Here is a 15,369-nt window from a genome sequence, read left to right as displayed (position 1 = left end):
TTATAATATATAAATAACCGATAAATGTTTAATTAATATTATCTGGTAAACGTATATAACAGACTCAACTCATAATAAATAATTATTTAAAAAATAATATCATTTCCCCACCGCACAATTAATCAAAAAAAGAGTTATTCGATCCACAATACTTCACCGATATTAATTTAGCGAAACCTCCTTTGCAGCCTGACAAATAAAATACGACTTAGATTTACATTTATTGAAGTGATTAAAGGATGCCCATCGGCTCCAGATGCGGAGCGGATGATTATGAAAAAGAAAGGAGACGTTAGATGAAAAGAAAGGTCGCTTCCGTTTTTGTACCCTGCTTTTTATTGATAGCCAGCAGCTTAAGCCAGGCAACGGATGATGTTCCAGCAATCTTATCAATTAGTGGTAAGGTCGAGAATAGTAATGAAGTATGCACTATTGCATTGAGCAATTCATTTCTGAAGCTTGCACAAAAAGATATAGCAGCATTGCCTGCACAGACAATGTCGTCTGATAATGCGAAGGCGCTGGATAGCGTACGCGTAATGATCAACCGTGAAACTTGCTCATCAGATGGCATGGCGCTCAGCTTTTTAGGCACTGCTGATGACAGCGATCGGAATGTTTTTGCTAATACGCAAACGGGCAGCGCAGCAGCGCAAGGCGTCGGTATTGCGCTTTATGATTTTGGTGGTGAAGCCATTACCCCTAATGTCAGCCAGCGACGAACTCTGACAGACGATTACGCCATTCATGTCGGCATGGTCAAAGTTAACAATAAAACGCCGATGCCAGGTTTAGTGCAAACTACATTAACAATACAACTTGATAAAATATAAACAGCCTTAATCGTTACTTACGCCTGTGAATTTATTAATTATAGATATAAATAATTTTTAGTTTGCAGGCTTTTCTTTATGATTTTGTGGATTTAAAAATGAAAAAATTACTCCTGACGACTCTGCTTGCTTCGACTTTCTGGTCAGGAATGTCTCAGGCGGCGTTAACATTAAATGCTGACCGCCTTATTTATAATGAAAAAGATGGCGATGCCTCCGTTACGATACACAGTAATGAAGATCGCGCGTATCTTATTCAGTCCTGGCTTGATGCTGGTGATAGTACGGTAAAAAAATCATTACCATTTGTCGTCACGCCACCATTATTCCGCCTTTCGCCTAAAAGCGATAATGTCATTCGCATCGTTTATATGGGACAGGGCCTGCCGACCGATCGCGAAAGCCTGTTCTGGTTGGATGTGAAAGGCGTACCCGGTCTGAATGATGAAGAGTCCAAAATTGAAAACCGCATGGTGCTGGCTATCAACAACCGCATCAAATTTTTCTTCCGTCCATCTGGCCTGAAAGGCGATCCGGGTGAAGCGGTGAAAAACCTGAAGTGGACCCACTCCGGCAGCACGGTAACGGTCAATAATAATTCACCGTTTAATCTGGTACTGAGCAAAATCGACATTGATAAGGAGGCGGTGCCCGTTTCCGTGGTAGACAACAATACCGTCATTCCCGCGTTTGGGAATAAGTCTTATCACCTCAAACACGCGCCGGCGAACGGCTCCACGGTTGAGTGGGAGGCGATTAATGATTTTGGTGTTACGTCCAAAACTATTTCACAACGTCTTGATTGATTAACAGGGCGTTATGCGCGGCACAAGGATTAAGTGGCTCGCTTCATTTGTGGCATCGGTAATATTTTCCCGCGCTGTGCTGGCCGGAGAATATTTCGATCCCGGATTATTGCAGGCGGTGGACGGTAATGCAGCGATCGCTGATACCAGTCTGCTGAGCCAGGGATATCAACCACCGGGCACCTACCGGGTACATATCAACGTTAACGAGAAGCCAGTTATGTTTAGTAACGTTCGGTTTGAAGCGAATAAAGAGAAGCAGCTGGTTGCCTGCCTCTCTTTTAAAGCCTATGAAAAACTGGGCGTGGATATGACCAGGGTTGACTCAAAAGCGGAAGATAATGAACTCAAAAACACCTGCTTTCCTATTGAAGAGCAAGTACCGGGGATCAAGGCGAATTTTGATTTCTCTAAGCTGACGCTGGATATCGCCATTCCACAGACCATTCTGCGGGATGAAACTATCACAGGCATTCCGGAAGAGGAGTGGGATGAGGGCATTCCTGCGTTAATGAGTATGTACCAGCTCTCCGGCCAGCAAAACATTACGCGCAGTGAAGGCAGTTCGGATTCCGTTTTCGCCAACCTGACCAACGGCATTAATATTGGGCGCTGGCGCTACCGCAATAACGCTACCCTGAGTCAGGAAGACGGTTTTAAGAGTCTGACTAACTATGTCGAAACCGCCGTGCATTCTCTGAAAGGCGAATTCACTCTGGGCGATGCCAGTACACCGGGGGATATTTTTGATGGCCTGATGGTGCGTGGCGCGCAGTTAACATCAGACGACGATATGATACCGGATCAGCTCACCGGCTTTGCCCCGATTATTCGTGGCATCGCTAAAAGCAGCGCGCGGGTTACGATCAAAGAGAACGGCAATACGATTTACCAGACGTCTGTGCCGCCGGGCCCGTTTGTTATTCGCGATCTGTCGTCCGTGTCGAATGGTGGAAAGCTGGACGTAATTGTAACTGAAGCGGATGGCTCAGAGTCGCGCAGTACCGTGGCTTATGCCAGCGTACCGCAGCTGCTGCGTACCGGACAAATAAAGTACAACCTGACGGTAGGACGCTATCTCTCAAGCGCTAACGCCATTGAACGCAGGCCGCAGCTTATTCAGGCCACGCTATCACGGGGGTTGCCGCTTAATACCACGCTGTACGGCGGAAGCCAGTACCATCAGCAGTACAAGGCGCTTAGTCTCGGACTCGGCATTGATTTTCATCGTCTGGGCGGTATCGCCTTTGATATGACACGCAGCCGCAGCCGTCGTAACAACTCGCCAGAGTATACCGGGGAAATGGCGCGTCTGACGTATCGCAACAGTATTCCGGAAAGCGACACGCAGATTCAGCTGGATAGTCGCTATTATCTGCATGAATACCTGTCATTCAGCGACTGGGCAGATGCGGAACACCTGTTCGATGATTCACGCAAACGTCGCGAATATAGTCTGACGGTTAACCAGACGTTGACAGATGAACACAGTTTCTACGCAACGCTGAGCCGTACTGAGAATGTCGACAATACGATCTCGCGCACGTGGCAGCTGGGATGGAATGGATCATTCAGCACCATGAGCTTTTCGCTCTCCTACAGCATGGCGCGTAATCAGGGCGATGCGGAGTGGGATAAACAGTTGGCGATGACGCTTTCGATTCCGTTTAACGACCTTCTGCCAACCGCGCAACCAATGGTGAACTATACCGCGACCTCCAGCCTGAAGGGCGATCTGTCGAATCAGGTTGGCGTGACGGGCAAGTTTGGCGACCGGCAGGATCTGAGCTGGAATAGCCAGGTTTCCTACGCCTCGGATCCGGAGCAGGGCGAGACCAGGAGCGGTTCGCTGGGCGTCGATTATCAGGGCACGTATGGCGATCTGAACCTGACCTATAACGCCGATCAGAATCAGTATGTCTCCTGGAACGCGTCGGGTGGATTACTCGTACACCGCCACGGTATAACCGCCGGGCGTTACTCCAGCAGCAGCATGGCACTGGTCTCTATGCCCGGCGCAGCGCATGTTCCACTGGACGGCGGACAGAACGTGATCACTGATGCGCGCGGGTATGCGCTTGCCACGGATCTACATGCTTACCACCGCAATACGCTAAATGTAGATACCCGCGCCAACAAAACGTTCGATTTCAAAAGCACATCGGTGCAGGTTGTACCGACAAAAGATGCGATCGTGCTGGCCGAATTTAAACCTATTATCGGCCGTAAGGTGGTCATTACTGCGAAGCACAACGGCGTCCTGTTGCCGTTTGGTGCCCGGGCGCGCATTGAAGGTGAGGATGCTATTTATTACGTGGGGGATAACGGTCAGGTATATATCAACGCCGCACCAGAAACCGGAACGGTGAAATTTGACTGGGGCGATACCGATCAGTGCTCCGCGCCGTTCAGCGTAAACGCGACAGAAAACGACAAAATATCGATTAAATTAATCAACGTAGAGTGCCACTAACCATGAGCAAACAACGTATCGTTTATCTGACAAAAATTGCGCTGTTTCTCATTGTGACGCAGGGAGCGTTTGCGACCGCGACGGCGGCAGCGTGTTTGCCGTCGCCGCATAGGGAGCCGCTTAACCTGACGGTGCCCTTAACCGTCCAGATGCCATCGAATGCGATTTCCGCCCCGGTTGGCAGTGTACTGTATAAAAAAGAGGCGTCTCTGGCGCAGTTGACAGGAACGCATCGTGATATTACCGACGCCTGCGTTGAACAGCTCAGAAAAAACCTCAAGGGGCGCATCACGGCCAGGCAAAGCGGGTTCAATACTTTTGCCACGTCGTTACCGGGTTTAGGGCTGCGCGTGACCATTATTTATGAAAAAGCGGGTCGGCCGCGCAAAGAGTGGGTTATGCCGTTCATCGCCCCGGTTGTGGATCTCACTCGGGCCGCGCTCACGACGGATGATATCCGGCTGCGGCTGGAGATGGTGAAAACGGGAGCGCTTGAGAGCGGTATGTTGAATTTACGGCTGCCGTCGCTGCTGTCGCTTAATGATAATTCGCTGGTGGTTAGTCTGGCGTTAACGGTACTGGCTGACAAAGCTCACTGTACGATTCTGGTGCCGAATCCACAGATTACTCTGCCGCCCATTGATGCTGCGGCGTTGGCGAGCAATACATCTAAAAAACTTTATCCGGTGGGTGTAAATCTGCTTTGTCTGAATACGAATAAAGCCAGCCTTAGTATTGAAGGATTAAATGATTCACAATCGCCTTCAATATTTAAAAACGTATCACCGGAAGATCCGGCGGGTGGCGTCGGTATTGAGATGCTATATAACGGTAGCGTTATGCAGCCCGGCAGGGCAATGGATATAACGCTGCCCCAACAGCAAAGCGGCTTTGCCGTACCGCTTGCGGTGCGCTATGCCAAAACAAAGGAAAAGGTTACGAAGGGAAACGTAAAAGCGCAAATAACATTACGCATTAATTACCTTTAACTATTTATAAATAAAAAAGAAATACGGAAGTGTAATTACTCTTTAATCTTTAAGAGGGAGTGCGCTTCGCCTATTTCACATTCAAAGAAATTATAAGGATATTTATTATGAAAAAGACCGTATTAGGTATGGCTGTCTCCGCACTGTTCATGGTTGGCGCTGCTCAGGCAGAAGTAAATCCGAATGACATCTCTGCAACACTGTCTGTTACCGGTACTGTTACCGCAAACGAGTCTGTCTGCATGGTTGATTTATCAGATACTACTGTAGCTCTGAGCGAAGATATTTCCACTATGGTTCAAGCTGGCCAGACACCGACTAACTTCAAAGAAGTACGGATCAGCACCAAAGGTGATACCAACTGCCAGGCTATGCTGAATCAGGGCAAGCTGGCTTATAAATTCCTGGGTACCGCTGATAGCGTAGACGGCAGCACACTTGCTAACAGTGCCAACATTGAGAACGCGGCGAAAGGCGTAGGTATTGGCCTGTACAACATTGACGGTACGTCTTTAAAAATCAATGAAGACACCGTACCTGCGACTACCACTGGTTATAACCTCCGTCTGAGCCTGGTGAAACTGACAAACCAGGAAGTGAGCGCAGGTGATGTTCAGGGCTCTCTGACTGTTCAGATCGAACGTCTGTAAGCATAACCAAAAGCCTTCGTAATATTACGAAGGCTTTTTTTGCTTTGTATAAGGATAGTGACAATGAAAAAAGCATTTATAGCCATAATGCTCTCGTCTTTATTCGCCGCTAACGCTGCATATGCAGATGACATCCCAGCGTCAATTCAGATCAGCGGTACCGTGCAAGATACCAACAATGATTGTTATATCTATGTGGATTCTTCCGCCTCTCTGACTGGTCAGACCGATCAGCTGATTGCACAGGGAGCAGATGCCACTACGCCGATCAGACTGCCTATTTCAGTTGGTAACGTAGGTGGATTTTGCCCGGCTCCACAAAAACTCTCTATTCAGGTCCATGGCGTGGCTGATGATGCTGACGGCACCGTTATTGCAAACAGCATTACAGATGCAACCGGCGCCAAAGGTGTAGGCATTGGTGTGTATGATGACAATAATGCACCACTAAATATTAACGGTGGAATAATTCCATTAGATACGGCGATTACCGCTATTAATTTACAGCTTGTTAAATTAAATGGGCAAACGCCAACGCGAGGCGCTGTACACGGTGTTCTGACCCTGGACCTGGTGCGTCTGTAAGCTGAAGCTTTACATTACTCACCGTTATCCAGCTTATTTCTATAAGGACATGAAAAATGAGAAAAGCAATAATTGGGGTTTTGCTGGCATCCTGTTTCGCCACAGGGATGGCGCAGGCCGAAGATCGTTCGGCTACGGTAAATATTGACGGTATTGTAAATGGCCCTGATGAAGGTGACTGTATCGTATTACCCTCCAGCCATGCGATTGAGCTCTCAGGCACAATAGATCATCTACCAGTACAAGATGGCTCAGCATCACACGTCAACAGCATCTTTACCATTGCGGTTGTCGGTGATGAGCTCTGTATGGAAAAAGTTAATGCCAGTCAGATTGGCCTTAAATTTTCGGGCACATTAGACGATGCTAACGGTACGGTCTTAGCTAACACCGATACCAGCGCAGGCGCTGCGAAAGGCGTCGGCATTGGCCTTTATGAACCTGACGGTTCCCCTCGTAATATAAATACCTATCACGTAGTGGTGACGAACGAGAGGTTAGTCAACCTGGGACTGAAAATGGTTCAACTTAATGGCCGCACGCCAGAAGCGGGCACTGTGCATGGTGCGCTGACTATCGAAATCGAACGCCTTTAATTTCGATATAAATCAGCTTAATAACGCCATTTACCTGATGTATAAATGAGAATTTCCCTATGAAAAAAATGGCATTAATGATGGCATTAGGTGCTGCACTTATCGCCGGATCGTTACCAACACACGCGAAGGATCTCGGGCATGGCATGCTGATATTGGGCAGGCTGGAAGCCGCGCCTTCAGGTTGTACCGTGTTGATGAGCAAATATATGCTTACGCTGCAGCACGGTGAAGAAGCGCTCCCTCAACAGGGAAGCATGATTAATACCTTCGGTGCGGACGATCACGTCTATATACAGCTGGGTGGTAAAAATTGTGATGCTGAAGAGGGCTATAAAAATATCGGCCTGAAATTCCTCGGCACTGCTGACAGCGTGGAAGGAAATACCCTGGCGAATGTCGATACCGGCAGTGCGGCAGCGCAGGGCGTCTCTGTTCAGCTCTCTGATATGTACAGCAACATCATCATACCTAATACGACTATCGCGACCTTCCCTTCCGCCAACAAAAGCGGAGATCCAAGCAACTTAACCGCTTCTTTCCCGCTTTATTTCTCGCTGGTCAACCTTAAAGGGCAGGAAGCAACACCAGGCAATATTCAGACCAACCTGACGGTACAGATTGAGCGTCTGTAAACAGGTGGCATTTGGTTTGGTCAGGATAAAGCCAGACTGGCTGTAATAAGTTAATAAGGAAGCAATGTAATGAAAAAAACATTATCGGGATTGATAAGCGCAACACTGCTACTGGCCTGTGCGGCGCAAGCGGAAGATACTTCCGCTACTATTGATATTAGTGGGGTACTGAAGGAAGCTGATTTTTCCTGTAGCGTAGGTCTGAGTGAAGGTTCTGTTTCTATTCTGGACAGAGCTGACACCATGATTAAGCAGGGCGAAAATGCCACGTTTCCAGTTATTATTCATGCTACCGTTGATGGTGGTGAGAAATGCGAAGAGCTGGTTGCGCAGGGTAAAATCGCTTACTGGTTTGAGGGGACTGCTGATAATGCCGATGGCACTGTTTTGGCAAATTACCTGACGGATGAAACCGCAGCGAAAGGCGTCGGCATCGGTATTTTTGACAGTGAGAATAAGCCTGTAGCCGTAAATTCTGGCCGAATCGCTGCTCAAACGGATACTACCTTTGGTTTGCAAATGGTACAACTTACTAACCAGCAACCCGTTGCGGGAAATATTAACAGCACGGTTACGGTACAAATCGAACGTCTATAAACATTAATGCCTGTCGCCGACAGGCATTTTTATTTCGTTATAAACCGCAGCAGAGTACAGACGTTGGCCAACACACTTATTAATAATTTACCAGACCACACCGTCTCTCTTGCGTATTCACCCAATCAAAGCCGACCAATGTTCATATGCGTTATTAATATAAGACCACCGCATAGCAATTTATATCGTTCGGTTCAGTTAATAGTACTTTCTCTATAGCGCTAAATTGTCGCAGGGACATAAACACTCGTAATACACAAGGAGGCAGAAATTATATAAGCACGTTACCCAGGTTATTATATCTTCTGTTAATTATAAGGATGAACCAAATGAAAACAAAAGTTGCAGGGCTTGCTGTAGCATCATTTCTGGTTTTAGGTACTGCGCATGCTGAAGATGTTAATGCTGTACTGTCTATTACAGGCACCGTTACTGCCGCTTCAAACGCGTGCCAGATAGCACTTGATAAAAGTAGCATTAACCTTACCGCTGACGTTAACAATATAATTAAGCAAGGCGATAACGCCACAGCTTACGCACCACTGAGAATGCAAGTATGGGCAGTAGATAATAACGATGCCTGTGCTAAAGAACTGTGGCAGGGAAAAATTGCGGTCAGGTTCGTTGGCGTACACGATAACGCCGATGGCACGGCATTTGCCAACACCGCCACCGGAGAAGATGCAGCCAAAGGCGTAGGCATTGGCTTTTTTGAATCTGACAACAAACCCATTGATATCAACCAACCTTATCTGCTGGGTGACAAATCCACTGCCGCTACTAAATACCTTGGTCTTCAGCTTGTTGAGTTGAATGGCCAGACAGCGACAAAAGGTAAAATCACGGGTGATGTGACTTTCCAGATTGAACGCCTGTAGTACTCCTGCGCCCATCGAAAGATGGGCGTTTATGTTCAACCCCCTTCATTACCTGTCGCATGCCGGTGCCTGTATTAATTTGCGCCTGTGCAACCGTTTGCTTTTACCTTTGAGTCCGATAGAATGCCCGCTTTTCCGTCAGGGGATCTCCACCGATGTCCGTTAATGCCGTTGAGTCTGAAAATGCGCAACCGATTGCTAAGCCGCATAACAGTGAACTGATCTACCGCCTCGAAGACCGTCCGCCGCTGCCACAAACCCTGTTCGCCGCCTGCCAGCACCTGCTGGCGATGTTCGTCGCGGTGATCACCCCTGCCCTGCTTATTTGCCAGGCGCTGGGCCTGCCGGCGCAGGACACGCAGCACATCATCAGCATGTCGCTGTTCGCCTCCGGCGTGGCATCGATTATCCAGATTAAGGCGTGGGGGCCGGTCGGCTCAGGACTGCTGTCGATTCAGGGCACCAGCTTTAACTTCGTGGCACCGCTGATTATGGGCGGTACCGCGCTAAAAACCGGCGGTGCAGACGTACCCACCATGATGGCCGCGCTGTTCGGCACCCTGATGCTGGCGAGCTGCACTGAGATGGTGATCTCCCGGGTGCTCCATCTGGCGCGCCGCATCATTACGCCGCTGGTTTCCGGTGTGGTGGTGATGATTATCGGCCTGTCGCTGATTCAGGTGGGCCTCACCTCCATCGGCGGCGGCTATGGCGCAATGGCAAATAACACCTTCGGCGCACCAAAAAACCTGCTGCTGGCCGGTGCGGTACTGGCGGTGATTATTCTGCTCAACCGTCAGCGTAATCCTTATCTGCGCGTGGCTTCACTGGTGATCGCGATGGCGGTGGGTTATCTGCTGGCCTGGGCACTGGATATGCTGCCCCAGAGCTTTGCCGCCACCGACAGCCCGCTGATTATGATCCCTACTCCGCTGCACTACGGTCTGGGCATCGACTGGAACCTGCTGGTGCCGCTGATGCTGGTATTTATGATCACCTCTCTGGAAACCATCGGCGACATCACCGCAACCTCCGACGTTTCAGAGCAGCCGGTTTCCGGCCCGCTATATATGAAGCGTCTGAAGGGTGGCGTGCTGGCGAACGGCCTGAACTCGTTTGTCTCGGCGGTGTTCAATACTTTCCCGAACTCCTGCTTCGGGCAGAACAACGGCGTAATCCAGCTGACCGGCGTTGCCAGCCGCTACGTGGGCTTTGTGGTGGCGTTGATGCTGATCGTGCTGGGCCTGTTCCCGGCGGTAAGCGGCTTTGTGCAGCACATTCCGGAGCCGGTACTGGGCGGCGCGACCATCGTGATGTTCGGCACCATCGCGGCCTCAGGCGTGCGCATTGTCTCTCGTGAGCCGCTGAACCGCCGCGCGATCATGATTATCGCTCTGTCGCTGGCGGTAGGTCTTGGCGTATCGCAGCAGCCGCTGATCCTGCAGTTTGCCCCGGACTGGGTGAAAAACCTGCTCTCTTCCGGCATCGCTGCGGGCGGCATTACCGCTATCGTGCTGAACCTTGTTTTCCCGCCGGAAAAAAATTAAGACATAACCAGGGCGGTAAGCGCTGTTACCGCCCGCTGTTACTTGCCAGAATAATTCCCTCCTTGAGCTGTGCCGCTAAATGCGGCATAACTGGCCTATTCAGACGTTTACAGGATGGAAGACGATGAAACTGATTGGAAAACTGCTTACCTGGCTCATTGTTGCCATTCTGGTCATTATTATTGCGCTCTATCTCCTGCTGCAGACGCGCTGGGGTGCAGGCTGGATCACCGGCTGGATCAACAGCCACAGCGAGTACCACATCGCTTTCGACAAGATGGATCATCGCTTCTCTTCCCCTTCGCACCTTGAATTGTTGAACGTGACCTTTGGCCGCAACGGCAAGCCCGCGACGGTGGTAGCGAAACGCGTCAATATCGGGCTGAGCAGCCGCCAGCTCACCGACCCTTTACACGCCGATACCATCCTGCTGCAGGATGGCACCCTGAATCTCTCGCCTGACACTGCCTCTTTACCGCTCCAGGCCGACAGCCTGCGCCTGGAGAATATGGCCTTTAACAGCCCGCGTACCGGCTGGGATCTCAGCGCCCAGCGGGTCAACGGCGGCGTAGCGCCCTGGCTGCCGAAAGCGGGTAAAGTGCTGGGGGATAAAGCCAATTTCCAGATCAGCGCCGGTTCCCTGACGCTCAACGACATTCCCGCCAGCAACGTGCTGGTGCAGGGGAATATCGATGGCGAGCAGGTCACACTTTCCACCTTCGGCGCTGACGTAGCGCAAGGGTCGATGACCGGTAATGCCCGACGCAGCGCGGACGGCGGCTGGCATGTGGATCGGCTGCGCCTGAACGACATTCGCCTGCAAAGCGACAAAACGCTGTCGGCATTCCTCTACCCGCTCACTACCCTCGCCTCGCTGACCCTGGAACAGGTGGATATCACCGATGCGCGCCTGCAGGGGCCTGACTGGGCGGTAACCGATCTCGACTTAAGCCTGCGTGACCTGACGCTGCGCGGCGACAGCTGGCAGAGTGAGGACGGCAGACTGTCGATGAACGCCAGCGAATTTATTGTCGGCTCGGTTCACCTGTTCGACCCCATCGTTAACGCCGACCTGACGCCGCAGGGCGTGACGCTGCGCCAGTTCACTTCACGCTGGGAGCGCGGCATGGTGCGCACCTCCGGCAGCTGGCTGCGGGACGAAAATCGTCTGGTGCTCGACGAGGTGGCGCTGGCGGGGCTGGAGTACACGCTGCCGGATAACTGGAAGGCGCTGTGGATGCAGCCGCTCCCGGCCTGGCTCGAAAGCCTGACTATCGGGCGTCTCAGCCTCAGCCGCAATCTGGTTATCGATATCGACCCGACTTTCCCGTGGCAGATCACCTCTCTGGACGGCGTCGGCAATCAGCTTCAGCTGGTGAAAAACCGCCAGTGGGGAGCCTGGAGCGGGAATGCGACCTTCAACGGCGCAGCGGCGACGTTCAACCGGGTGGACGTGCGTAACCCTTCCATCGCCTTCAACGCTAACGCCTCGGCGATCACGATCAGCGAGCTGAGCGCTTTCGCCGGAAAAGGCCTGCTGGAAGCCACGGCGGTAATCTCACAGCTGCCGGGCCGCCAGGCGAAAGTGAGCCTGAATGGCCGCGCGGTGCCGGTCAACGTCCTGCAACAGTGGGGCTGGCCGGAAATTCCGCTGGCGGGTGACAGCAATTTGCACCTGACGGCCAGCGGGGCCATCAGCGCGACGGAGCTGCTGAAACCGAGCGTTAATGCCCGGCTTCAGGTGACCGACAGCAAAGGGCAAAAGCTGGAGCAGATAATGCGCAACGGCGAGGTAAGCTCCGCGCCCGCCCCGGCCAGTCCCGCACCAGCAGCGAACACGGCACCTGCCCCCTGAGCCGTACTACTCCTCTTCGTTGCCGCCCTCTTCCAGCGGCCCGAAGGGTTTAGCGGGCAGAACGATATAGATCCCTTCAAAGACGGCACCGAGGGTGTCGTCCCCAAACAGCTCCACCTGTAATTGCACCCGGGCTTTACGCCCGCGCGCGAGGCGGTCGAGATCGCCGCTCAGCGAGCCGAGATCGGCTATCGCCCCCGGTTTGCCACTGATCGGACTGTGATAGCGAATATGCGCATCCGCCAGGATGATGGTGCCGCCCAGGTGACGTTCGCGCAGCATCAGCCAGATAAGCCCCCAGCCGGTAAGCGTTGCCAGTGAGAACAGACTGCCGGCAAACAGCGTATGGTGCGGGTTCTGATTCCCGGCTTCCGGCATAGTGGTGATAAATTTCTGCCCGGTATACTGCAGAATGCGCACGCCCATCTTTTCACTCAGCGGAATGTGCTGATACCAGGCCTGCTGCAGCTGCCCACACCAGTCGGCGCGGTGCAAAATGTCGTCGAGGCTGGCGACCGGTTTGATCATCAGAAAGTGGCGCAGCGGCGTGGTTTGCGGGGTGGTGATCTCCCCTTCGTTCATAAAGCCGAGGCGGGCAAAAAATTCCACCGCATCTTCGCGGGCGCTACAGGTAATGCGCTTCACTCCCTCCTGACGCGCCACCGACTCCAGCGTCATCACCACCAGGGTGCCCAGACCTTTGTCCTGCACCGTGGGATGCACCGCGATAAAACGGATCGACGCCTCATTGTCGGCGTTGATGTAGAGACGCCCTGCGGCAACGGTGTTGCCCTCTTCGTCCACCACCATCTGGTGATGAGCCAGCGCGTCCCAGCCGTCGCGCTCTGAGCCTTTCGGCTGATGCAGCGGCTTGCGCAGCATCTCCCAGCGAAACTGGTAGTAGCTCTCAAGTTCTTCTTCTGTTTGCGGTACGCGAAGGTGATACATACTTGTACTCTCTCTTGTGACCCGCAGCCCGGTAGCGGCCAGGCTCATACCTGCAGCCAGAACGTCACCGGGCCGTCATTGACCAGGGAAACTTGCATATCAGCGGCGAAGCGGCCGCTTTCGGCGGTAACGCCCTGCGCACGGCAGCGCGTAACGAAATAGTCGTACAGCGCTTCGGCGCGATCCGGTGCCGCACCGCGTGAAAAGCTGGGGCGCATGCCGCGACCGGTGTCGGCGGCAAGGGTAAACTGCGACACCACCAGTACGCTGCCGCCGGCCTGCTGCACGTTGAGGTTCATCTTGCCCGCCTCATCGCTGAAGATGCGATAGCCCAGCACGCGCTCGCACAGGCGATCCGCTTTCGTTTCGTCATCCTCTTTTTCGACACCCAATAACACCAAAAGTCCCGGCCCAATTTCACCCGTGACTTCATTTCCCACGGCGACGCTCGCCCGGGAGACGCGTTGAATCAATGCAATCATGGCTGGTCTTCTTTCTCTGCTGCGGCCTGTTTTAGTTTTCGATACTCGCCGAGAGTGACAGTTATCTCTGCCCCAAGCAAGACGATGCACCAGGTCCAGTAGACCCAGAGAAACAGGATGGGGATCACGGCCAGCACGCCGTAAATCAGCTGGTAGGAGGGGAACATGGTGATGTAGAGCGCAAAGCCTTTCTTGCCGAGTTCAAACAGCAGCGCCGCCACCAGCGCCCCGATCACCGCATCGCGATTGGGCACCCGCACCGTAGGCACCACGCTGTAGAGCAGCCAGAAGGAGATCCACGACAATAGCAGCGGAAAAAGGCGCAGCACGTCGTCAATCATGCTGTTGAAGCCGGTCGCCCAGCGCAGGGAGAGCAGATAAGAGCTGATAGCCAGACTTGCCCCGGCCAGCAGCGGGCCGAGGGTGAGGATCATCCAGTACACCGCAAAGGAGTAAACTTTCGGACGCGTGCGCTGGCTGCGCCAGATGGTATTTAGCGCGCTGTCGATGGCGTACATCAGCAACAATGCGGTGACAATCAGCCCGCAGGCGCCCACCGCGGTCATCTTGCTGGAGTTGGCGACGAACTGCTCGATGTAGCGCTGAATGATATCGCCGGTGGCCGGAATAAAGTTAGCAAAGACAAAGTGGCGCAGCTGCATGCTGACGTCCGAAAACATCGGGAAGGCAGCAAAGAGGGCAAATATCACCGCCACGAACGGCACCAGTGACAGCAGCGAGACGTAGGCCAGATTCCCGGCCAGCGTCGTCATGTTGTCTTCGTCGATGCGCTTCCACAGCAGTTTCAGCCAGGCCACCAGCGGCCTGGTGTGGTGCGTCGCTTTTTGCTGAAGCTTATTGATCATGCGTTGGCCGCGAAGTAGTCAGGTACCGTCGTTTTGTCTTTCACCAGGATTGCTTCAATACCCACCTGGCGCGCGCCTTCCACATTGGCGGCGTTATCGTCGAAGAACACCGCCTCGGCGGCGGAGACGTTCTCTGCTTCCAGTACCCGCTGATAGATTGCAGCATCCGGTTTGCGCAGGCCCATCTCCTGCGAGAGATAAATCGCATCCGCCGCGGCGCGCACTTGCGGATACTGTTCCGGCCACAACGTGGTGTGTAGCCGGTTGGTGTTGGAGAGCACCACGACGCGATGTCCTGCCGCGCGCAGTTTCTGCATGATATCGATAACCTCGTGGCGAATACCGACAAAAACCGCCTGCCAGCCAGCGCTGAACTGCTCGAAGCTCAGCGGCAGCGACATCTGCGCGCACAGCTGCTGGGCGAACACCTCATCGCTGATCTCACCGCGTTCGTGCTGGTGGAAGGGTTCGTCCATCGTGAAATTTTGCTGCAGGGTAGCGAGCGGCACGCGGCTGTAATCGCTCCATACGCCAAGCACGCGGTTAAAGTCGATATCGACAATGACATTACCTAAATCAAAGATATAGAGCATGACTCTCTCCTTTTGGGCCATGGAGAGTTAACTGTA

16 protein-coding genes are annotated in these 15,369 nt (G+C 52.6%); 12 read left to right on the top strand and 4 right to left on the bottom strand.

The features are described 5' to 3' along the window. Positions 1-296 precede the first annotated feature (296 nt). The 12 genes from ET34_RS0114525 (at position 297) to ET34_RS0114470 (ending at position 12,444) form a co-directional block, all read left to right on the top strand. Positions 297-833: a fimbrial protein gene (locus tag ET34_RS0114525; RefSeq protein ID WP_031523228.1), complete on the top strand. Its 537-nt coding sequence runs from the start codon at positions 297-299 to the stop codon at positions 831-833. A gap of 98 nt (positions 834-931) precedes the next feature. Next, positions 932-1,639 carry a fimbrial biogenesis chaperone gene (locus ET34_RS0114520; protein ID WP_031523226.1) on the top strand — a complete coding sequence of 236 codons (708 nt, stop codon included), beginning with the start codon at positions 932-934 and terminating at the stop codon, positions 1,637-1,639. 13 nt (positions 1,640-1,652) lie between these two features. Then, a complete protein-coding gene (locus ET34_RS0114515) occupies positions 1,653-4,112 on the top strand; it encodes a fimbria/pilus outer membrane usher protein (RefSeq protein ID WP_031523224.1) in 2,460 nt (819 codons plus the stop codon). 2 nt (positions 4,113-4,114) lie between these two features. Then, positions 4,115-5,101: a fimbrial protein gene (locus ET34_RS0114510; protein WP_031523222.1), complete on the top strand. Its 987-nt coding sequence runs from the start codon at positions 4,115-4,117 to the stop codon at positions 5,099-5,101. A gap of 107 nt (positions 5,102-5,208) precedes the next feature. After that, a complete protein-coding gene (locus tag ET34_RS0114505) occupies positions 5,209-5,751 on the top strand; it encodes a fimbrial protein (protein ID WP_031523220.1) in 543 nt (180 codons plus the stop codon). A 63-nt stretch (positions 5,752-5,814) separates the two neighbouring features. Beyond that, the gene (locus ET34_RS0114500) at positions 5,815-6,336 is read left to right on the top strand and encodes a fimbrial protein (protein ID WP_031523219.1); all 522 of its coding nucleotides are present in this window, start codon (positions 5,815-5,817) and stop codon (positions 6,334-6,336) included. Between the two features lie 56 nt (positions 6,337-6,392). Then, complete coding sequence (locus tag ET34_RS0114495) at positions 6,393-6,932, top strand: fimbrial protein (RefSeq protein ID WP_031523218.1); 540 nt, start codon at positions 6,393-6,395, stop codon at positions 6,930-6,932. Between the two features lie 59 nt (positions 6,933-6,991). Beyond that, entirely contained in the window at positions 6,992-7,567 is a 576-nt protein-coding gene (locus tag ET34_RS0114490) for a fimbrial protein (RefSeq protein ID WP_081826941.1), read from the top strand. Positions 7,568-7,636: 69 nt separating this feature from the next. Further along, entirely contained in the window at positions 7,637-8,164 is a 528-nt protein-coding gene (locus ET34_RS0114485; RefSeq protein WP_031523215.1) for a fimbrial protein, read from the top strand. A gap of 329 nt (positions 8,165-8,493) precedes the next feature. Further along, entirely contained in the window at positions 8,494-9,042 is a 549-nt protein-coding gene (locus ET34_RS0114480; protein ID WP_031523213.1) for a fimbrial protein, read from the top strand. A gap of 155 nt (positions 9,043-9,197) precedes the next feature. Next, complete coding sequence (locus ET34_RS0114475; protein WP_031523211.1) at positions 9,198-10,589, top strand: nucleobase:cation symporter-2 family protein; 1,392 nt, start codon at positions 9,198-9,200, stop codon at positions 10,587-10,589. Between the two features lie 124 nt (positions 10,590-10,713). Further along, complete coding sequence (locus tag ET34_RS0114470) at positions 10,714-12,444, top strand: AsmA family protein (RefSeq protein WP_031523209.1); 1,731 nt, start codon at positions 10,714-10,716, stop codon at positions 12,442-12,444. Positions 12,445-12,450: 6 nt separating this feature from the next. On the opposite strand, the gene fabY is transcribed toward ET34_RS0114470, so the two are convergent. Genes fabY through yihX form a run of 4 tightly spaced genes read right to left on the bottom strand, consistent with a single transcriptional unit; the run spans position 12,451 to position 15,333 of the window. Next, positions 12,451-13,392: a fatty acid biosynthesis protein FabY gene (gene fabY / locus ET34_RS0114465; RefSeq protein WP_031523207.1), complete on the bottom strand. Its 942-nt coding sequence runs from the start codon at positions 13,390-13,392 to the stop codon at positions 12,451-12,453. 44 nt (positions 13,393-13,436) lie between these two features. Further along, positions 13,437-13,874 (bottom strand): D-aminoacyl-tRNA deacylase, encoded by a 438-nt coding sequence (dtd, locus tag ET34_RS0114460; protein WP_031523206.1) that lies wholly within the window; start codon positions 13,872-13,874, stop codon positions 13,437-13,439. Beyond that, positions 13,871-14,740 (bottom strand): virulence factor BrkB family protein, encoded by an 870-nt coding sequence (locus ET34_RS0114455; protein ID WP_031523204.1) that lies wholly within the window; start codon positions 14,738-14,740, stop codon positions 13,871-13,873. Before ET34_RS0114455 ends, dtd begins: the two co-directional genes overlap by 4 nt. Then, positions 14,737-15,333: a glucose-1-phosphatase gene (yihX, locus tag ET34_RS0114450; protein ID WP_031523203.1), complete on the bottom strand. Its 597-nt coding sequence runs from the start codon at positions 15,331-15,333 to the stop codon at positions 14,737-14,739. The genes ET34_RS0114455 and yihX overlap by 4 nt, the downstream gene beginning before the upstream one ends. Between the last annotated feature and the right edge of the window lie 36 nt (positions 15,334-15,369).

It is taken from the genome of Siccibacter colletis, from assembly GCF_000696575.1.
Taxonomy (GTDB): domain Bacteria; phylum Pseudomonadota; class Gammaproteobacteria; order Enterobacterales; family Enterobacteriaceae; genus Siccibacter; species Siccibacter colletis.
Note: the sequence above shows the minus strand (reverse complement) of the source record. Positions and strands in the feature narration are given on the sequence as shown.